Raw genomic sequence first — 20,357 nt, forward strand, 5'->3', positions numbered from 1 at the left:
GTGTTGCTACTATCTCCAGTCCGAAAGGGCCTTGATTCGTCCGGGAGCGAAATATGAACGCACAACAACACGACATCGGCGTCTCGCAAGTGGCGGCCGCCATCGCGGAACCTGCCCGAACGAAAATCCTCTGTTCGCTGATGGACGGCCACGCCCGCACCAGCACCGAACTGGCGGCGATTGCCGAAGTCAGCGCCTCGACCGCCAGTGCTCACCTGGCCAAGCTCAAGGAGCTGGCGCTGGTGCGTTTGCACGTTCAGGGCCGCCATCGCTATTACAGTCTCGCGGACAAGCGCGTGGCCCAGGCGCTGGAAGCGCTGATGGTGATCGGCCAGAACGCCGCGCCGACGTTCAACCCGCGCACCCCGGATCGCCTGCAATTCGCCCGCACCTGCTACGACCACATGGCCGGCACGCTGGCGGTATTGCTGCATGACCGGATGATCGAAGCGGGGTGGTTGCTGCAAACCGATGAGCAGGCTTATCGACTGAGCGACAGTGGTGAAGCGTTGTTCGAAGGATTGGGCATCGACGTCAAAGACCTCGGCACCTTGCGCCGCCGCTTCGCCTGCCCCTGCCTGGACTGGAGCATGCGTCGGCCGCACCTGGGCGGTGCCTTGGGCGCGGCATTCCTGCAAACGGCGATCAAACGCAAATGGGTAACGCAGGATCTGGACAGTCGGGCGCTGGCGTTGACGGCGCTGGGGCGTAAGGAGCTCAGTAATCGGTTCGCCGTTGAGCTGCCGGTTCAGGTGACCACAGCGCAACCCACGTCCACCGAGAACCGACGCCGCGCGATCGCCAGTCCTGCGGCTTAGCGACTGGACGAGGCCATGAGCACGCCAAAGCCGGCGAAGGTCACGCCCGAGACTTTCGCCGCCAGCCAGGAACCCTTCGGGCTCGACAACCAGCCTTTGGCGGCATTGGCGAGCAAGGCATAGCTGCCATGCACCAGAATCACCAGTGCTCCGTAGGAAGCGACCAGTTTGATGAACTGGGTGTAGAAGTGCGCCGAGGTGTCGATGAATTGCGGGAACACCGCCAGAAAGAAAAACACCGCCTTGGGGTTCAATAGCTGCATCGAAGCTGCTTCAAGGAAGCGATAGCCAGGGCTTGAGGGGCGTGTTTCAAGCAGCGTGCTGAAACGATCCGAGCGCCAGCTTTTGTAGCCCAGGTACAACAAATAGGCGGCCCCTGCGTATTTCAACGCGGTAAAGGCGTTCGCGGAGGTGCTGAGTATCAGCCCGACACTGGTGGCGCTGATGGCGGCGACAACGAATGCCCCTGACGCAATTCCCAGAATGCCCGGCAGCGCCCCGGTCCAGCCGTGACGCAGTGCGTTGGACAGGGTCAGGACCACGCCAGGCCCCGGGCTCAAAATGGTCAGGGTGGCGAAAAGTACAAAGAGGCCGTAGCTGTTCATGTCGTGCTCCGTCAGGTGGCGCTGGCTGCGTGCTGGCAGATTGGCGTGGCGAGACGGGCGTGACAAACGCTTTAATTAAAGCGCATAGGTGACTAAATTAGACCCATGAAAAATCAACTACCGCCTCTTAATGCTGTTCGCGCCTTCGCCGTTGCTGCTCGTCATCAGAGCTTCAGGCTGGCGGCCGAAGAGCTGCATGTCAGCCACAGTGCCGTCAGCCGGCACATCAAATTGCTTGAGGAGTACCTGGGCGTGCTGCTGTTCGAGCGGCGCATCCGTCAATCGGTGCTGACGCCGGCCGGCCAGCGCTTTTATGAGCAGGTCAGCGCCGGGCTGTCGCAGATCGCCAACGCTGCCGCTGCGCTCAAGCAACATGCCTCGCTGCCTACCGTGAAGATCAATGTCCGTCCGTCCTTTGCTGTGCTTTGGCTGACGCCCAGGCTGGCGGACTTCATTGCGCAGCACCCAGGCATCAAGCCGCAGGTGATCACTCAAACCCAGGCACCCGATCAGGCACGCGACGGGTTCGATGTCGTCATTCGTCGTGGTCGTGATGACTGGGCACCGGCGATTGAGGCGCGACCGCTCTTCGAAGACGAACTATTGCTGGTCGCGGCGCCATCGCTGATTGAGCGCCTGCCACTTGAAGACCTCACTTCGCTGAGCCGGCACACGCTGCTAACCGTCAAGGCGCGTCGCGAAGACTGGCACAATTGGGCCATGCACTTTGGTCAAAGCCAGTCAGCCACTCAGGTCACCCGGCAGTTTGATCACATGCACCTGGCGCTTCAGGCCGCCGTGGATGGACAGGGCATTGCCCTGTGCCCAACCTCTTTGCTGGGCACTCACCTCTCGAGCGGACACCTGATTTGCCCGTTACCCGAGTTGCGTCTGCCATTGCCGCGTTATTACTACGGCGTTGCGCCGGACGTGACGGTGCAGACACGAGTGTTTGTGGAGTGGTTGTTTGCCCGGATTGCCCAGGATGAGCTGCGTTGGCAAACACCTCGTGCTGTGACCGCTACGCCCTGAAAACCCAAACAATCTCCACCACACGCACTGCCAAAATCAGGTAAATCAGAAACAGAATAATCTGAAATGCCGTGTGATACGGCAACTTGGACAGCCGGCGCAGGCCGTCGCTGACACTCAGCAACATCAACACCGCTGACAGCAGAATCAGCCCCCAGCCCGCCAGATTCGAAGCGAGCAACCCCATGAACAGGTGGTGCTCGCGACCCAGTACGTTGGTGCCAGCAGCGAACAGCAGGGCACACACCAGCAGGTTCTTGATGTTGTCGAACACTTGCGTGGTGAAGTCGGTGTCCAGCAAGGCCAGATACTTTCGCCAGAGTTTTCCCATGGTTTTGATGGCACCCGTTGATGGCTGTTGGACGTGGCAAGTCTAGTGACCTTTTCCACGATTCGCGGACGAAAAAAAGCCCGGCCTTCAAGATGATGGCCGGGCTTTTTTGTTCAAACGGACGGTTGCGTCAAATCAAACCTTGACGATCCAGCCCGCTGGCGCTTCGACGTCGCCGGTCTGTACACCGGTCAGCTCTTTGTAGAGCTTCTGGGTGATCGGGCCGACTTCGGTTTCGCTATGGAACACGTGCAGTTTGTCGTTGTAGCTGATACCGCCGATCGGGGTGATCACTGCGGCAGTACCGCAAGCACCGGCTTCCTTGAAGTCGGACAGCTTGTCGATGAACACGTCACCTTCGACCACTTCCAGGCCCAGACGGGTCTTGGCCAGCTCGATCAACGACAGACGAGTGATGCCCGGCAACACCGAAGGGGAATTCGGGGTGACGAACTTGTTGTCGTGGGTGATCCCGAAGAAGTTGGCTGAGCCGACTTCCTCGATTTTGGTGTGGGTCAGCGGGTCCAGGTAGATGCAGTCGGCAAAATGCGCCTTCTTGGCCTGGGAGCCCGGCATCAGGCTGGCGGCGTAGTTGCCACCGACCTTGGCCGCACCGGTGCCTTGTGGGGCGGCACGGTCGTAGCTGGAGATCAGGAAGTTGTGCGGGGTCAAACCGCCCTTGAAGTAAGCGCCAACCGGGATGCAGAAGATCGAGAAGATGAACTCGGGCGCGGTACGCACACCGATGTTGTCACCCACGCCGATCACGAACGGGCGCAGGTACAGCGCGCCGCCGGTGCCGTAAGGCGGGATGAAACGCTCGTTGGCGCGGACCACTTCCTTGCACGCTTCGACGAACTGTTCGGTGGACACGTGCGGCATCAGCAGGCGCGCGCAGCTGCGTTGCATGCGTGCGGCGTTCTGGTCCGGGCGGAACAGGTTGATCGAACCGTCCTTGCAGCGGTAGGCCTTCAGGCCTTCGAAGCACTGCTGGCCATAGTGAAGGGCAGTCGAGCCTTCGCTGATGTGCAGCACGTTGTCAGAGGTTAAGGTGCCTTTGTCCCACTCGCCATTACGCCAGTGCGACAGATAGCGCTTGTCTGTCTTGATGTAGTCAAAACCCAGCTTGTCCCAATTGATGCTTTCGTTACCCATGACACCCTCTATCACTTAACAACCGCCGAAACGGTTCAAGGCTTCTGACATTTTTCTGGATGGGGACAACAATACTTCATTCCGGGCCTAAATCGCAGCCCGGAATGCGTTCCTTTGATCGTTCCCACGCTCTGCGTGGGAATGCAGCCCGGGACGCTCCGCGTCCCTAAAGCGGACGCGGAGCGTCCGTTGAGGCATTCCCACGCGGAGCATGGGAACGATCAGGTGAGGCGGTTAGAGGTGCAAGGCATGCCCCAACGCACGCAACGCCGCTTCCTGCACCGCCTCGCCCAGCGTCGGATGCGCGTGGATGGTGCCGGCGATGTCTTCCAGTCGAGCGCCCATTTCCAGGCTCTGGCCGAATGCCGTCGACAACTCCGACACGCCTACACCGACCGCCTGCCAGCCAACAATCACATGATTGTCCCGACGAGCGACCACCCGTACGAAGCCGCTTTTCGACTCCAGCGTCATCGCCCGGCCATTGGCGGCGAACGGGAAACTGGAGACGATGCAGTCCAGCCCCGCAGCCTTGGCTTCGTCCGGGGTCTTGCCGACCACCACCAGCTCCGGGTCGGTGAAGCACACGGCGGCGATGGCGGTCGGGGTGAATTCGCGGTGTTTGCCGCTGATCAGCTCGGCAACCATTTCACCCTGAGCCATGGCCCGGTGCGCGAGCATCGGTTCGCCGCTCAAGTCACCGATGGCGTAGACATTGCGCATGCTGGTCTGGCAACGGTTGTCGATCTTGATCGCCGAGCCGTTCATGTCCAGGTTCAAGGCTTCGAGATTCCAGCCTTGAGTGTTGGGTTTGCGGCCGACAGCTACCAGGACCTGATCGGTTTCCAGGTTCAGGGTGTCGCCATTCGGGTCACGAACTTGCAACGTATTTCCTTGTGAATCAAAGCCTTCAACGCTGTGCTTCAAGTAAAGCTTTACGCCGAGTTGCTTGAGTGCTTCATGCACCGGATGGGTCAGTTCGGCGTCATAGGCCGGCAGGATGCGATCCTGCGCCTCGACCACACTAACCTCGGCACCGAGCTTGCGATAGGCAATCCCCAGCTCCAGACCGATGTAACCGCCGCCGACCACAACCAGCCGTTTCGGCATGGACGTCGGCGCGAGGGCTTCGGTAGAAGAGATGATCGGCCCGCCAATCGGCAGCATCGGCAGGTTCACGCTTTTCGAACCGGTGGCCAGCACCAGGTGCTCGCACTGAATGCGCGTGTCGCCGACTTCGACGGTTTTGCCGTCAATCACTTTGGCCCAACCTTGAATGACCTGCACCTTGTGCTTCTTTAATAGCGCCGAGACGCCGGTGGTCAGGCGATCAACGATGCCATCCTTCCACTCGACGCTCTTGCTGATGTCCAGGGTCGGCGCCGACACGCTGATGCCCAGCGCCGAGTGTTGGCTGTGGTGCTGCGTCTGGTGGAACTGTTCGGCGACGTGAATCAATGCCTTCGATGGAATGCAGCCGATGTTCAGGCAGGTGCCGCCCAACGATTCGCCTTCCACCAGAATGGTCGAAATGCCCAGTTGACCGGCACGGATCGCCGTCACATAACCGCCAGGGCCGCCGCCGATGATTAGCAGCGTGGTGTTCAAAATCTGCATCTCTTACTCCACAAACAAAGTGGCGGGTTGTTCGAGCAAACCACGGATGGCCTGGATGAATTGCGCCGCGTCCATGCCATCGACCACGCGGTGATCGAAGGAGCTGGAGAGGTTCATCATCTTGCGGATCACGATCTGGCCTTTGACGACCATCGGCCGTTCGACGATTTTGTTCACGCCGACGATTGCCACTTCCGGCAGGTTCAACACCGGGGTGCTAACGATGCCACCCAGGGCGCCGAGGCTGGTCAGGGTGATGGTCGAACCGGACAGCTCATCGCGGCTGGCTTTGCCAGTGCGCGCAGCGGTGGCCAGACGCGAGATTTCCGCGGCGCTGTCCCACAGGCTGCGGGTTTCGGCGTGACGCACCACCGGCACCATCAAACCGATGTCGGCTTGGGTGGCGACGCCCACATGCACCGCGCCGAGGCGGGTGATGACTTGCGCTTCGTCGTCGTAACGGGCGTTGATCTGCGGGAAGTCGCGCAGGGCCACGACCAGCGCGCGGACCAGGAACGGCAGCAAGGTCAGCTTGCCGCGGGTTGCGCCGTGTTTTTCGTTCAGGTGTGCGCGCAGTTCTTCAACGGCAGTGACGTCGATTTCCTCGACGTAGCTGAAGTGGGCGGCACGCTGAGTGGCGTCCTGCATGCGCTGGGCGATCTTGCGGCGCATGCCGATCACCGGGATTTGCTGTTCGTCGTTGCGCTGGGCGTAAGCGGCGGTGGCGGTCGATGCATTCGACTGACCCTGAGCCAGCCAGGCTTCGAGGTCTTCGTGCAGAATCCGCCCGGCAGGGCCGCTGCCACGCACCAGACGCAATTGAATGCCGAGGTCCAGCGCATGCTTGCGCACGGCCGGGGAGGCCAGCGGACGCTCATCGGCTTCACGAGCAACCATCGGGCCTTGGCAGACAGCAGTCGGACGAGGCGCCGCAACCGGTTTGCTTTCAACAACGGCTTCAACTTTAGGCGCTGCAGCGGGTGCTTCTTTAACCGCTACTGGTTGAGCCGACTCTTTAACGTTGCCCGCGCCTTCGACTTCGATGCTGATCAGGATGCTGCCGACTGCCATGACTTCGCCAGGCTGTCCGCCCAGCGCAATCACCTTGCCATGCACCGGGGACGGGATGTCGACCATCGCCTTGTCGGTCATGACATCGGCCAGCACCTGATCTTCGACGACTATGTCGCCGACCTTGACGTGCCATTGAGACAATTCAACTTCTGCGATGCCTTCGCCAATGTCCGGCATCTTGATAACGTGCGTGCCCATTCAGACCTCCATAACCCGATGCAAAGCCGCGCCCACACGGGACGGACCAGGGAAATACGCCCACTCTTGCGCATGCGGGTAGGGAGTGTCCCAACCGGTGACGCGTTCGATCGGCGCTTCCAGGTAGTGGAAGCAGTGCTCTTGCACCAAGGCGACCAGCTCGGCGCCGAAACCGCAGGTGCGGGTCGCTTCGTGAACGATCACGCAACGGCCGGTTTTCTTCACCGACTTGACGATGGTGTCCAGGTCCAGTGGCCACAGGCTGCGCAGGTCGATGACTTCGGCGTCGATACCGGTTTCTTCAGCCGCCACTTGCGACACATAAACCGTGGTGCCGTAGGTCAGGATGGTCACGTCTTTGCCCGGACGAGCGATGGCAGCGACGTCCAGCGGCACGGTGTAGTAACCGTCCGGCACTTGTGCGGCGGGGTGTTTCGACCACGGGGTTACCGGACGGTCGTGGTGGCCGTCGAACGGGCCGTTGTACAGGCGTTTTGGCTCGAGGAAGATCACCGGGTCATCGTTTTCGATGGAGGCGATCAGCAGGCCTTTGGCGTCGTAAGGGTTGGACGGCATGACCGTGCGCAAACCGCAGACCTGGGTGAACATCGCCTCGATGCTCTGGCTGTGGGTCTGGCCGCCGTAGATGCCGCCGCCGCAGGGCATGCGCAGGGTCATCGGTGCGGTGAACTCGCCGGCCGAGCGATAACGCAGGCGGGCGGCTTCGGAAATGATCTGGTCCGACGCCGGGTAGACGTAATCGGCGAACTGGATCTCGGCCACCGGCCGCAAACCGTAGGCGCCCATGCCCACGGCGACACCGACGATGCCGCTTTCGGAAATCGGTGCGTCGAATACGCGGGAGGTGCCGTACTTGTTCTGCAAGCCTTCGGTGCAACGGAACACGCCGCCGAAGTAGCCCACGTCCTGGCCGAACACCACGACGTTGTCGTCACGCTCAAGCATCACATCCATGGCCGAGCGCAGGGCCTGGATCATGGTCATGGTGGTCGTGGTCATGGCGGTTTCCAACTCGATTTTATTGTTGTGATCGTTCATGTCAGATCCCCAACTCTTGACGCTGGCGCTTCAAGTGCTCCGGCATCTCTTTGTAGACGTCTTCGAACATGGTCGCGGCGCTCGGAATCTGGCCGCCGGCGAGGGTGCCGTACTGCTCGGCTTCTTTCTGCGCGGCGATCACTTCGGCTTCCAGTTCGGCGCTGACGGCGACGTGTTCCTCTTCGGACCACTGACCGATTTTGATCAGGTGCTGCTTGAGGCGCGCAATCGGGTCGCCCAACGGGAAGTGGCTCCAGTCGTCGGCAGGACGGTATTTGGAAGGGTCATCGGACGTCGAGTGCGGGCCGGCGCGGTAGGTGACCCATTCGATCATGGTCGGGCCGAGGTTGCGGCGCGCGCGTTCGGCGGCCCAGGCAGAGGCGGCGTACACCGCGACAAAATCGTTGCCATCAACCCGCAGGGAGGCGATGCCGCAACCGACGCCGCGTCCGGCGAAGGTAGTGGCTTCACCACCGGCAATCGCCTGGAACGTCGAGATCGCCCACTGGTTGTTGACCACGTTGAGGATCACCGGCGCACGGTAGACGTGGGCGAAGGTGAGGGCGGTGTGGAAGTCCGATTCAGCGGTAGCGCCGTCGCCGATCCAGGCCGAGGCGATTTTGGTGTCGCCCTTGATCGCCGAGGCCATGCCCCAGCCCACGCCTTGTACGAATTGGGTGGCGAGGTTGCCGGAAATGGTGAAGAAACCGGCGTCCTTGACCGAGTACATGATCGGCAGTTGACGGCCCTTGAGCGGATCGCGCTCGTTGGACAGCAGTTGGCAGATCAGGTCGACCAGCGGCACGTCGCGGGCCATCAGGATGCTTTGTTGACGGTAGGTGGGGAAGCACATGTCGTCGATGTTCAAGGCCAGGGCCTGGGCGCTGCCGATGGCTTCTTCGCCAAGGCTTTGCATGTAGAACGACATTTTTTTCTGACGCTGGGCGACCACCATGCGGTTGTCGAAAATCCGCGTCTTGAGCATGGCGCGCATGCCTTTACGCAGGATCTCGACTGGCACGCCTTCAGCCCATGGGCCGAGGGCATTGCCCTGGTCGTCGAGCACGCGAATCAGGCCTTTGGCCAGATCAGCCGTGTCGGCCGGTTCAACGTCGATTGGGGGTTTGCGCACCAAGCCTGCGTCGGTCAGATGCAGGTAGGAGAAGTCGGTTTTGCAGCCGGGGCGGCCCGAAGGTTCGGGAACGTGCAGGCGCAGCGGTTCGTACGCTTGGTTCATGGCTTCTACGCTCGATCTTGTGAATTTCTTGTAGTGAGCTGGCAGTCATTCCTCGGTAGAAGAAATCTTGTCCTACAACAATCATAGGCCGGCCCAAGAAGAATATTTCTCTGTGTTTCGTTGCGCTTGAGGTCATTTGAGGATAAAAATTCTGCATAAACATAAAAAGCAGGTGGTTTTGTCTCATGCGCAAACTGGACCGTACCGATATCGGCATTCTCAACAGCCTTCAGGAGAACGCGCGCATCACCAACGCCGACCTCGCGCGCTCGGTGAACCTGTCGCCGACGCCGTGCTTCAATCGGGTCAAGGCGATGGAAGAATTAGGGCTGATTCGTGAGCAAGTGACCCTGCTCGATGCCGAACTTTTGGGGCTGCATGTGAATGTGTTCATTCACGTCAGCCTGGAGAAACAGGTGGAGGAGGCGTTGCAGCATTTCGAAGAGGCGATCTCGGATCGCCCGGAAGTGATGGAGTGTTATTTGATGGCCGGCGACCCGGACTACCTGATCCGCGTGCTGGTGCCGACCATTCAGTCGCTGGAGCGCTTCATGATGGACTTTTTGACCAAGGTGCCGGGGGTGGCGAACATCCGTTCGAGCTTTGCGCTCAAGCAGGTGCGGTATAAGACGGCGCTGCCGTTGCCGGCGAATGGGTTGACCCTGGCTAATTGATCGTTCCCACGCTCCGCGTGGGAATGCATCCCGTGACGCTCTGCGTCACATTCGGAAGCGGAACGCGGAGCGTCCCTGGCGGCATTCCCACGCGGAGCGTGGGAACGATCGAATGGGTTTACAGCTTATTAATCGGGATCTTCAGGTAAGTCACACCATTCTCTTCCGCCGGTGGAAAATTCCCCGCCCGCACATTCACCTGAATCGCCGGCAACAACAGCGTCGGCATGCCCAACCCGGCGTCGCGCCGGGTGCGCATGGCGACGAAGGTCGCCTCATCAATGCCATCGTGAATATGGATGTTGCTTTTGCGCTGCTCGCCGACCGTGCTCTGGCATTGCGGAGCGCGGCCGGTGGGCGGGTAATCGTGGCAGACGTAGAGGCGAACGCTGGCGGGGAAGGCCAACAGTTTGTGGATCGAGGCAAACATCTGATTGGCGTTGCCGCCGGGGAAGTCGCAACGCGCGGTGCCGACGTCCGGCATGAACAACGTATCGCCCACCAGAATCATATCGCCGTCGATCAAATAGGCCATGTCCGCCGGGGTATGGCCGGGCACATGCAGGGCTGTGGCCTTGAGATTGCCGATCCGGAATGACTCGTCTGGCGCGAACAGGTGATCGAACTGTGAACCATCGACGCTGAATTCCGGTTCAAGGTTGAATAGCGTCTTGAACACCCCCTGAACCGTGCTGATCGACTCACCAATCGCAATCTTGCCCCCCAATTCCCGACGCAGATACGGCGCGGCCGACAGGTGATCGGCATGGGCATGGGTTTCCAGCAGCCATTGCACCTGCAACTGATGTTCGCGCACGAAGGCGATGATTTTGTCGGCCTGGACGGTCGCGGTGCGCCCGGCGGCGGGGTCGTAATCCAGCACCGGGTCGACAATCGCGCAGTGCCCGCCATCGTGTTCGTAGATCACGTAGCTGTAGGTCTTTGATCCGGGGTCGAGGAAGGCTTCAATCAACGCAGACATGGGGACGAACCTGTGGAAAGGGGCGAGAGGACAATAACCGGTTGCAACACTTTATGTTTAAACATAATGTCCGCAGCTTAAGTGACGTCGAAGGCATCCTGCAAATGCAATCCAGTCTGACCGAATGTGAAGTCGCCCAGCTCCGGGCCTCGGCCTCCAAGGCTTGCGCGCTGCTCAAGGCTTTGGCCAATGAGGACCGCTTGCTGATTCTCTGCCAATTGACCCAGGGCGAGCGCAACGTCGGCGAACTGGAAAAAATGACCGGCGTACGCCAGCCCACCCTGTCCCAACAGCTGGGCATCCTGCGCGACGAGGGATTGGTCGCCACCCGTCGTGAAGGCAAGTACATATTCTATGGTTTAGCCAGTCACGAAGTGATTCAGGTGATGAAGACCCTGTCCGGCCTGTACTGCGGAGCGGTGTTGAAAAGCTGGGGCTGAACCGCTTTTCGTAGGAGCCAGGCTTGCCGGCGAAGGCGCTTTTAAGGACGCCTTCGCCGGCAAGCCTGGCTCCTACATGTCCGGCATCAGGACTGAACCCGGCGCCATGCGTGCAATAACAAGGAATGAATGATGAACGATCAACACTGGGGCCCATCCATCAGTGCCGACATCGTGGTAATAGGCGGCGGGACCGCCGGCATTGGTTTGGTTGCCAGCCTGCTGAAACGCGATCCGGGTTTAAACATCACCGTCATCGAACCCGCCAGCCAGCATTACTACCAACCGGCGTGGACGCTGGTGGGCGGTGGTGCTTACTCGGTGAAAAACACCGGGCGCCCGATGGCCTCGGTGATGCCGCGCCAAGCCACCTGGGTGCAGGCGTCCGTGACTGACATCGCCCCCGACAGCAAACAGCTGAGCCTCGACGATGGCCGCACCGTCAGTTACCAGAACCTCGTGGTCTGCCCCGGTTTGCGCCTGGCCTGGGAGAAAATCGAAGGCTTGCAGGACACCCTCGGCCAGAACGGCGTGACCTCCAATTACAGCTATCGGCACGCGGCCTACACCTGGGAACTGGTCCAGGGATTGCGCGGCGGTAAAGCGATCTTCACCCAGCCAGCGATGCCGATCAAATGCGCCGGTGCGCCGCAGAAAGCCTTGTACTTGTCCTGCGATCACTGGCGCAAAACCGGGGTTCTGAACAAATTCGACGTCGAGTTCAATCTGACTGGCGCTGCGTTGTTCGGCGTGGCGACATTCGTGCCGCCGCTCATGAAGTACATCGAAAAGTACAACGCCCGGCTGGCCTTCAATTCCAATCTGGTCAAGGTTGACGGGCCGTCGAAAACTGCGTGGTTCGAGGTCAAGGACGCTGCAGGTGTCGTGACCGTAGTAGAAAAAACCTTCGACCTGCTGCACGTCGTGCCGCCTCAGGTCTCGCCGGATTTCATCCGCCAGAGCCCGTTGGCCGACGCCGCTGGCTGGTGCGAAGTGAACCCGCACAGCCTGCAACACGTGCGCTATCCAGACGTGTTCGCCTTGGGCGATGTCTGTTCCACCAGCAACGCGAAAACTGCCGCCGCCGCGCGCAAGCAGATCGTAGTGGTGGCGCAAAACCTGCTGGCCCTGCGCAAGCAACAGCCGTTGCCACTCAAGTACGACGGCTACGGTTCCTGCCCGCTGACGGTGGAGAAGGGCAAGGTGATCCTCGCCGAGTTCGGTTACGCCGGTAAGTTGCTGCCGACCTTTCCCCTCGACCCGATTGTACCGCGCCGTTCAGCCTGGTTTCTCAAGGCGACCCTGCTGCCGTGGTTCTACTGGAATGGCCTGCTCAAGGGCCGTGAATGGCTGACCCATCTGTCCAAGGTTGACTGAGAGAACCCTATGTTGCTGGCCAGTTTTTTCGGTGTGGTCATGGGCCTGGTGCTGGGTTTGACCGGTGCCGGTGGCGGTATTCTCGCAGTACCGGCCCTGGTGCTGGGGTTGGGTTTGACCATGACCCAAGCGGCGCCCGTCGCCTTGTTCGCGGTGGGCAGTGCGGCGGCGATCGGTGCGATCGACGGTCTGCGCCATGGCCTGGTGCGCTATCGCGCGGCGTTGTTGATTGCACTGCTGGGCGCGGTGTTTTCGCCGGTAGGTATCTACTTCGCTCATCAGTTGCCGGAAAAGATCCTGATGGTCCTGTTCAGTCTGCTGATGGTCATGGTGGCCTGGCGGATGCTGCGCCGGGAAAAGCACGACGACGGCCCGAGCGACCACGGCCACGCCAACTGGGGCCAGAAGAACTGCATGCTCGATCAGCAGACCGGGCGTTTTTCCTGGACCGCCAAATGCACCGCCACCCTGGCGGCACTCGGCGCGGTGACCGGCGTTGTCTCTGGGCTGCTCGGGGTCGGCGGCGGCTTTCTGATTGTGCCGGCGTTCAAGCAACTGACCGATGTGCAGATGCGCGGCATCGTCGCCACGTCGTTGATGGTGATCAGCCTGATCTCGGTGATCGGCGTGATCGGCGCGTTTCATGCCGGGGTGCGGATCGATGGTTTGGGTGGGTCGTTCATTGTCGCCAGCATCGTCGGGATGATCCTCGGTCGAAAACTCTGCGCGCGGGTGCCGGCCCGAGGGCTGCAGATCGGCTTCGCCAGCGTCTGCGTGGTGATCGCTGTTTACATGCTGTTTAGAGCGCTCGCCTAGCGGACACCGGTTCCTGTGGACGCCAGTCGGGTCCACAGGCGTACGCCCTAAGTTCCGGGCCTGTCCGGCGGGCGGTCTTACACCGAATTTGCCGCGCGCTACCCGCCAATCCAAAGCACCTGACAACCGCCCCCAAGGCAGCGTATGACGCCGCCGGTCCGCTTTCGATAATCGCCTCCGACATCAAGTCCCCCGTTGCGGAGCGCGTCATGCACAACAAAAAGAACTTCAAGCATCGTTTCTTGCCGGCCTTCATCGCCAGCCTGTCGTCCCTTGGCCTGAGCTCAATGGCCGAAGCCGAGATCATGCTGTACGACAAGGACCAGACCACGTTCTCCACGGATGGCTACATCAACGCCTTCTACGTGAACAGCGACGTGGACCGGGCCGGCGAGCAGTACGACCGGCGCCAGGCGCGGGTGAAGATGGGATTTCTGCCCAACTACCTGGGCTTCAACATGGGCAAGCAGGTCGATGACCTCAAGCTCGGCGCCCGCGCCTCGTTCTGGGTGACCATCAACGACAGCGAAACCAACGGCACCGACACCGCCATCGACGTGCGGCAGTTCTACGGCACGGTGGCCAATCCAGAGTGGGGCGAGGTGCTGATCGGCAAGGACTTTGGCCTGTTTGCCCGCTCCAACATCCTGCTCGACGAATTGCTCGCCGGTTATGGTCAGGTCAGCGATACGTTGGGCCTGGTGGACGGCGGCGGGGTGTCGTTCGGCAACATCGGCAGCGGCTACCCGTACCCGTTCCCGACCTCGCAGATTACCTATCGAACCCCGGTGATGGACGGCTTGCGCGTGGCGGTCGGGATCATGGACCCGGTCGACACCAACGACAGCAGCGCGACGGGCAAGGCGTACCAAGAGAACCCGCGCACCGAGAGCGAGATCACCTATCAGTTCGACGTCGGCGGGGCGAAGATTTACAGCTGGCTCAACGGCAGCTACCAGACGTCGGACAACACCGACTCCAGCGTCGAGTCCGTCACCTCCAAAGGCGTCGGCTACGGCGTGCAGGCGAAGATGGGCGGGCTGTCGCTGACCGGCTCCGGTTTCCAGGCCAAGGGCATCAACCCGTTCTTCACCAACAACGCGGGCGAGCCGACCCTGCGCAATGTCGACAGCGACGGTTATCTGTTGCAGGGCTCCTACAAACTGGGCAAAAACCGCTTGGCATTGTCTTACGGCAAGACCGAGGACGACGGCAACGGCGTGGTCGGCAGCGGTGCCGATTACGAGACTCGCGGCATTGCGCTGTTCCATGACGTCAACGACAACCTGAAGCTGGTGGCCGAGTACAACCAGTTCGAAATCAACGGCCACGACACCACGGCCCAGAATGAAGACACCGATACGTTTGCGGTGGGGGCGGTGTTGACCTGGTAACGCAAATCCTTTGTAGGAGCGAGGCTTGCCCGCGAAAGCGGTGTGTCAGTCGACATTAATATTGAATGTGACGGCCTCTTCGCGGGCAAGCCTCGCTCCTACAGGGGAATGTGCTGTTTTGCAGATGCGGTCCGGCTCTCATCCCATCGAACCACCCACCCGCTACCCAAGTAGCATTCGCCGCCGCCCGCAGGCTTCGTACACTCGTGCCTCATACAGGCGCACCGGCGAGGGGCGAGGATGCAGCAGGTTCAGAACGACGGTGTGGTCAGTGGTATGTCCCAGGCCATCGATGCCCAGCAAGCGGCTCAGGATCTGGCGCGACAACTCTTGCATCCCCACTTGGGCTTCGTGCTGTTCTTCTGCTCCGCCGAGTACGACTTGCAGGCGCTGGGGCAGGCATTGCAACAGAGCTTCGGCGGCATTCGTCTGGTGGGCTGCACCAGTGCCGGGGAAATCACCCCCCAAGGTTATGGTCGCAGCTGCGTGACGGCGGTGGGCTTCGATCATCGGCACTTTTCCATCTCCACCGAACTGATCGATGAAATGGAGCATTTCAGCCTGATCGATGCCCAGCAAATGGTCGAGCGACTGGTCAGTGGCTGTCGCAGCAACACCTTGGCGCCGATCAAGGGCAACAGCTTTGCCCTGACCCTGCTCGATGGCTTGTCCAGCCGTGAAGAAATGGTTCTAGCCGCCCTGAGCGCGGCGTTGGGCGACATTCCGCATTTCGGCGGATCGGCCGGCGACGACAACTACCTGACCCATACCCACGTGTATTTCGGCGGCGAGTTTCACAGCGGCGCGGCGGTGGTGGTGCTGGTCAATACCTGGCTGGACTTCGAAGTCTTTACCACTCACCACATTCTGCCCAGGGCTGAGAAACTGGTGGTCACCGCTGCCGACAGCGCCTCGCGCCGGGTGTTCGAACTCAACGCTGAACCGGCTGCCGAGGAGTACGCCCGACACATCGGCGTCGCGGTGGCCGACCTCGATTATCGGATCTTTGCCGCGCACCCGTTGGCGGTGCGAATCAATGATCAGTATTACGTGCGGGCGATCCAGCAGGTTCATCCGGACCTGAGCCTGAGTTTCTACTGTGCGGTGGAAAACGGCATCGTCCTCACCGTCATGACCCCCGGCCCCATGCTGCCGAATCTGCAAAACCTGTTCGACGGTTTGCAGGAGCGTCTCGGGGACCTGTTGCTGACCATCGGCTGCGACTGTTTTCTCAGGCGTCTGGAACTGGAAGACGGCGGCAATCTCGAGCAGATCGGCACGTTTCTGCGGGACCAGCGGGTGATGGGTTTCAACACCTATGGAGAACAGTTCAATGGCATGCACATCAACCAGACCTTCACCGGGGTTGCCATTGCCCGAGGCCGCTCCCCTGGACAGCGCTGACCTGCAGGCGCAGATCGCCAGCCTGCGCCACGAAAACCACAAACTGCAGCGCATCAATGGCGCGCTGATCGAGCGCATCGAGTCCGGCATCACCCGGGGCAACGACCCGTATGCGGCGTTCCAGCATTCGGTGGTGCTGGCCGAGCAAGTGCGTGAGCGCACCGACGCCCTGAACCAGGCCATGGCCGAACTCAAGGCCGGCAATCATTTGCTCAGCGAGGCACGGCTGCGGGCCGAAACCGCCCATCAACACTTGATCGATGCCATCGAAAGCATTTCCGACGCCTTTGTGCTGTTCGATGCCGAGCAGCGGATCGTGCTGTTCAACAGCCGCTTCAAGGCGTTCTGGGGCAACAGCCGGGTACGGATCAATGCCGGCATGCGCCTGCGCGAGGTCAAGCGGTTGATGACCTCGACCGGACTGTTCAGCGAAGAACCCCGCGGGCATGCCGACGAAAACCTGCTCTATCGCCTGCACAACGGGCGCTGGCTGCAAGTCAGCGAACGGCCGACTCAGGAAGGCGGGCGGGTGATCCTGTTCACTGACATTACCGACGTCAAACTCAGCGAAACCCTTCGCCGTGAGCAGGCCGTAGCGCAGAAGTCGCACTTGTTGCAACGGGCGGTCGACAACCTGTCCCAAGGGGTGGCGATGGTCAATGCCGAGGGCATTCTGGAACTGTGGAACCGGCGCTTCCTGGAGCTCAGCGGCCTGGCCCCGGTGGCGGCTCATCGAACGTTCGCCGAAGTGATTGCCGACAGCGAATTGAACCTGCTGACCCCGGCCAGTCGCGATCAAAACGGGCGGCACGTGCAGGAATGCGAGCAGCGCCTCTACGATGGCCGGGTGCTGGAAATCCGCACCCATCCGTTGCCCACCGGCGGTTTCGTCAACACCTTTACCGACATCACCGAACGCTACCAGCACGCCGAAGCCCTCAGCGAAAGTGAGCGCTGGATTCGCCTGATCACCGACCATGTGCCGGCGCTGATCGCTTACTTGAATGCCGATCTGGTCTATGAATTCACCAACAAAGTCTACGAAGAATGGTACTGCTGGCCCCGGGGCGTGATGCTCGGGCAGAGCCTGCGCGAAGTCCACAGCGAGCAGCACTATCAGCGCCTGGAAGCCTACGTAGCCCGGGCCCTGGCCGGCGAGAGCGTGACGTTCGAGTTTGCCGAAACCAACATCAACAATCAGGAGCGCTACATGCTGCGCTCCTACGTGCCCAATCGCCTGGCCACCGGGGAAGTGGTGGGGATTTTCGTGTTGATCCGCGACATCACCGAGCGCCGCCGTACCGCCGAGGCGCTGCATCAGGCCTATCAGAACCTTGAGTTGCGGGTGCGCGAACGCACCACTGAACTGACCACCCTCAATGACCAATTGCTGCGCGAAATCGACGAGCGCCGCCGGGTGGAATCACGCTTGCGCGAGGCCAAACTCGAGGCCGAGCAGGCCAACCTGTCGAAGACCAAATTTCTCGCAGCGGTCAGCCACGATCTGCTGCAACCGCTGAATGCCGCGCGGTTGTTTACCAGTGCCTTGCTGGAGCGCCGGGAGCCGGTGGCCAACGAGACGCTGGTGCGCAACGTGAGCAACTCCCTGGAAGACGTGGAAAACCTGCTGGGCACGCTGGTGGACATTTCCAAACTCGATGCCGGGGTGATCAAGGCCGACATTGCGCCATTCGCCCTCAGCGAATTGCTGGAAAACCTCGCCGCCGAATACACCCAAGTGGCCCGCAGCGAAGGCCTCGAGCTGCATTTCATTCCGTGTTCGGCGCTGGTGCGCAGCGACATTCAGTTGCTCGCGCGGATCCTGCGTAATCTGCTGAGCAATGCCATTCGCTACACCTACAGCGGGCGTGTGGTGCTCGGCTGCCGGCGTCATCATCAGCGGCTGACCATCGAGGTCTGGGACAGCGGCATGGGCATTGCTGAAAACCGTCTGGAGGAGATTTTTCAGGAGTTCAAGCGCGGTGATGTGCAGCGTCCGGATCAGGATCGCGGCTTGGGGCTGGGCCTGGCGATCGTCGAGAAAATCGCCCGTATTCTCGGCCACCGTATTCACGTGCGTTCATGGCCGGGCAAAGGCTCGATGTTTTCCGTCGAAGTGCCGTTGAGTGCCACGGCGCCCAAGGCATTGCCGAACCTGTTGATGAGCGAACCGATGCTCGAGCGCCTGCGCGGTGCACGGGTGTGGGTGCTGGACAACGACGCGGCGATTTGCGCGGGGATGCGCACCTTGCTCGAAGGTTGGGGCTGCCGGGTGATCACGGCGCTGTCGGAGGATGACCTGGCGCGGCAAGTGGATAATTATCACGACGAAGCCGACCTGCTGATCGCCGACTATCACCTGGATGACGAGAAGAATGGTGTCGATGCCGTGGCCCGCATCAACGCCCGGCGCGCTTCAGCGATCCCGGCGATGATGATCACCGCCAACTACAGCAACGAACTCAAACAGCAGATCCGCGAACTGGGCCACACCCTGATGCACAAACCGGTGCGGCCGATGAAGCTCAAGACGGCGATGAGTCATTTGCTGGGCCCATCCAGATAACACCGTACCTGTGGCGAGGGAGCTTGCTCCCGCTGGGGGCGCGAAGCGCCCCCCAACAAACTCTCAAATACACCGAGTCGCCTGGATTTACGACTGCTTTGCAGCCGAGCGGGAGCAAGCTCCCTCGCCACAGGTCAGCTTTCAGACCGGGTTGAGGCAGTTAGCGCCGCAAATACGACCCGAAATCAATATCCCCGGCACTCAAAATCGCCTGTACCCGATTGTGCACATTGAGTTTGCGCAATATCGCCGAGACGTGGGCCTTGACCGTGGTTTCGGCGATTTCCAGGGTGTAGGCGATCTGTTTGTTCGATTCGCCCTTGGTCATGCGTTCAAGCACCAGCAGCTGCTTGCGGGTCAGCGCCTGGAGCAGTTCGGGTGGGAAGCTCGGGGTGTCATTCATCCGGCGATGAGTGCCGCTTTTTTGCGTGCGGATGATGTCCGGCGGCAGGTAGACGTTGCCATTGAGGATCTGCTGGATGGCGTCGGTCATCTGCACCCGAGGCGAGGACTTGGTGATAAACCCCACCGCGCCATAGGTGATGGCTTGCAGCACGATTTGTTTGTCCTGCTCGGCCGAGACGATCACCACCGGAATGGTCGGCGCCTCGTTGCGCAGGTTGATCAGGCCATTGAGGCCGTGCATGCCGGGCATGTTCAGGTCGAGCAGGATCAGGTCCAGGTCATCGTGTTCCTGGGTCAGGGCCAGGGCACTGTCGAGGTCGGCGGTTTCCATGACCTCGCTGCCGGGGAAACCGTCGCTGATGACGTTATGAATGGCTTCGCGAAACAGCGGGTGATCGTCGGCAATCAGAATTTTGTACATGGCCTTTCACCTCATTATTTTTGATCCGGGTGTGGCTACAACACGCAAGCGCTCACGTCAGGGAAAGGGCTCGGGCCGGGCCGGCGTCACGGGCAGGTTCGCCGCTTGCCAGGCATCCAGTCCGTCGCGGTACCAATACAGTGTTTTATAGCCTATGGACGCGGCGCGTTTTACCGCGTTCCAGCTCAACCAGCAATCGGAGCGGCAGTAAAAGACCAACGGTCGAGTCAGGTCGCCCGCCGTCAATTGCTGCAGGTTGTGCGCGAAATAATCCTGCCACGGGGGCGTCAGGTCACCGTCACCGGTATTGGCCAGCCAATGGCTGCCAGGCAGGTTTTCATGGGGCTCATCTTCGATGAAACGGCCTTGCAGCCATTGCCGGCGGTAGACATCGATCAGCAGCGGCTGCGGCGTCTGCTTGAGCAGGTTTTGCAGGGCCGGCGTGTCGATGATACTCGCGCCCTGGAGTTGAGTCGGGGTCGGGCTGCGGTACAGACCGATGCGATAACCCTCGGCGGAAAACAGCGCTGATTCAGCCTGCGCCGCGCCCAGCAACAGGCTCAGCGACAGCGCGGCGAGAGAAGGGCACAGCAGAACACGTCGTGCACGCGGCATGGGGTTCAGTCCTTATAGTTATGAACCCATTACATGCCAGTAGCGGTGCGTTGTGAATGCGACGATAGACAGGTAAACCAGTACTAAAGTAGTAATTTTGTGCTGGATTGCCGGATATTGATCGTTCCCACGCTCCG

At 60.7% G+C, this 20,357-nt stretch carries 19 protein-coding genes; 9 read left to right on the plus strand and 10 right to left on the minus strand.

Features of this window, described 5'->3' with window-relative positions; genetic code table 11:
- Positions 1–53: 53 nt before the first annotated feature.
- Positions 54–818, plus strand: a complete 765-nt coding sequence (locus PMI18_RS27160) for an ArsR/SmtB family transcription factor (RefSeq protein ID WP_007895109.1) — start codon at positions 54–56, stop codon at positions 816–818.
- Here PMI18_RS27160 and PMI18_RS27155 read toward each other — a convergent pair.
- The gene (locus PMI18_RS27155; RefSeq protein WP_007895110.1) at positions 815–1,423 is read right to left on the minus strand and encodes a LysE family translocator; all 609 of its coding nucleotides are present in this window, start codon (positions 1,421–1,423) and stop codon (positions 815–817) included. The two genes, PMI18_RS27160 and PMI18_RS27155, sit on opposite strands and share 4 nt — an antisense overlap.
- A gap of 105 nt (positions 1,424–1,528) precedes the next feature.
- On the opposite strand from PMI18_RS27155, the gene PMI18_RS27150 reads away from it, so the two are divergent.
- Positions 1,529–2,455 (plus strand): LysR substrate-binding domain-containing protein, encoded by a 927-nt coding sequence (locus tag PMI18_RS27150; RefSeq protein ID WP_007895111.1) that lies wholly within the window; start codon positions 1,529–1,531, stop codon positions 2,453–2,455.
- On the opposite strand, the gene PMI18_RS27145 is transcribed toward PMI18_RS27150, so the two are convergent.
- From PMI18_RS27145 to PMI18_RS27120, 6 genes are all read right to left on the minus strand, one after another.
- Positions 2,445–2,786, minus strand: coding sequence for a hypothetical protein (locus PMI18_RS27145; RefSeq protein WP_007895112.1), 342 nt, complete (start codon positions 2,784–2,786; stop codon positions 2,445–2,447). The genes PMI18_RS27150 and PMI18_RS27145 overlap by 11 nt on opposite strands.
- Before the next feature lie 135 nt (positions 2,787–2,921).
- Positions 2,922–3,941, minus strand: a complete 1,020-nt coding sequence (locus tag PMI18_RS27140) for a branched-chain amino acid aminotransferase (protein ID WP_007895114.1) — start codon at positions 3,939–3,941, stop codon at positions 2,922–2,924.
- A gap of 234 nt (positions 3,942–4,175) precedes the next feature.
- Entirely contained in the window at positions 4,176–5,558 is a 1,383-nt protein-coding gene (lpdA, locus tag PMI18_RS27135; RefSeq protein WP_007895116.1) for a dihydrolipoyl dehydrogenase, read from the minus strand.
- A 3-nt stretch (positions 5,559–5,561) separates the two neighbouring features.
- Positions 5,562–6,830 (minus strand): dihydrolipoamide acetyltransferase family protein, encoded by a 1,269-nt coding sequence (locus tag PMI18_RS27130; protein WP_007895118.1) that lies wholly within the window; start codon positions 6,828–6,830, stop codon positions 5,562–5,564.
- A complete protein-coding gene (locus PMI18_RS27125) occupies positions 6,831–7,889 on the minus strand; it encodes an alpha-ketoacid dehydrogenase subunit beta (protein WP_007895121.1) in 1,059 nt (352 codons plus the stop codon).
- Position 7,890: 1 nt separating this feature from the next.
- Positions 7,891–9,126, minus strand: a complete 1,236-nt coding sequence (locus PMI18_RS27120) for a 3-methyl-2-oxobutanoate dehydrogenase (2-methylpropanoyl-transferring) subunit alpha (protein ID WP_007895123.1) — start codon at positions 9,124–9,126, stop codon at positions 7,891–7,893.
- Positions 9,127–9,311: 185 nt separating this feature from the next.
- Here PMI18_RS27120 and bkdR point away from each other — a divergent pair, with 185 nt between their 5' ends.
- Positions 9,312–9,800: a Bkd operon transcriptional regulator BkdR gene (gene bkdR, locus PMI18_RS27115; protein ID WP_007895124.1), complete on the plus strand. Its 489-nt coding sequence runs from the start codon at positions 9,312–9,314 to the stop codon at positions 9,798–9,800.
- A 118-nt stretch (positions 9,801–9,918) separates the two neighbouring features.
- Here the strand turns inward: bkdR and PMI18_RS27110 are convergent, their stop codons facing one another.
- Positions 9,919–10,782, minus strand: coding sequence for an MBL fold metallo-hydrolase (locus PMI18_RS27110; protein WP_007895126.1), 864 nt, complete (start codon positions 10,780–10,782; stop codon positions 9,919–9,921).
- A gap of 104 nt (positions 10,783–10,886) precedes the next feature.
- Here PMI18_RS27110 and PMI18_RS27105 point away from each other — a divergent pair, with 104 nt between their 5' ends.
- The 6 genes from PMI18_RS27105 to nahK all read left to right on the plus strand — a co-directional run bounded on the left by PMI18_RS27105 (position 10,887) and on the right by nahK (position 18,779).
- Positions 10,887–11,222 carry an ArsR/SmtB family transcription factor gene (locus tag PMI18_RS27105; protein WP_026331709.1) on the plus strand — a complete coding sequence of 112 codons (336 nt, stop codon included), beginning with the start codon at positions 10,887–10,889 and terminating at the stop codon, positions 11,220–11,222.
- 132 nt (positions 11,223–11,354) lie between these two features.
- Positions 11,355–12,599 (plus strand): NAD(P)/FAD-dependent oxidoreductase, encoded by a 1,245-nt coding sequence (locus PMI18_RS27100; RefSeq protein WP_007895128.1) that lies wholly within the window; start codon positions 11,355–11,357, stop codon positions 12,597–12,599.
- Positions 12,600–12,608: 9 nt separating this feature from the next.
- Positions 12,609–13,415 (plus strand): sulfite exporter TauE/SafE family protein, encoded by an 807-nt coding sequence (locus tag PMI18_RS27095; RefSeq protein WP_007895129.1) that lies wholly within the window; start codon positions 12,609–12,611, stop codon positions 13,413–13,415.
- A 209-nt stretch (positions 13,416–13,624) separates the two neighbouring features.
- Positions 13,625–14,809, plus strand: a complete 1,185-nt coding sequence (locus tag PMI18_RS27090; RefSeq protein ID WP_007895130.1) for a porin — start codon at positions 13,625–13,627, stop codon at positions 14,807–14,809.
- Between the two features lie 240 nt (positions 14,810–15,049).
- A complete protein-coding gene (nosP, locus tag PMI18_RS27085) occupies positions 15,050–16,213 on the plus strand; it encodes a nitric oxide-sensing protein NosP (RefSeq protein ID WP_007895131.1) in 1,164 nt (387 codons plus the stop codon).
- A complete protein-coding gene (nahK, locus tag PMI18_RS27080) occupies positions 16,182–18,779 on the plus strand; it encodes a hybrid sensor histidine kinase/response regulator NahK/ErcS' (protein WP_007895133.1) in 2,598 nt (865 codons plus the stop codon). The genes nosP and nahK overlap by 32 nt, the downstream gene beginning before the upstream one ends.
- A gap of 160 nt (positions 18,780–18,939) precedes the next feature.
- Here nahK and PMI18_RS27075 read toward each other — a convergent pair whose 3' ends face one another.
- Both PMI18_RS27075 and PMI18_RS27070 read right to left on the minus strand, forming a co-directional pair.
- A complete protein-coding gene (locus PMI18_RS27075; RefSeq protein ID WP_007895134.1) occupies positions 18,940–19,605 on the minus strand; it encodes a response regulator transcription factor in 666 nt (221 codons plus the stop codon).
- A gap of 57 nt (positions 19,606–19,662) precedes the next feature.
- A complete protein-coding gene (locus tag PMI18_RS27070) occupies positions 19,663–20,220 on the minus strand; it encodes a PQQ-dependent catabolism-associated CXXCW motif protein (RefSeq protein WP_007895140.1) in 558 nt (185 codons plus the stop codon).
- Positions 20,221–20,357: the final 137 nt, after the last annotated feature.

The sequence above is a fragment of the Pseudomonas sp. GM102 genome (assembly GCF_000282555.1).
Taxonomy (GTDB): Bacteria; Pseudomonadota; Gammaproteobacteria; order Pseudomonadales; family Pseudomonadaceae; genus Aquipseudomonas.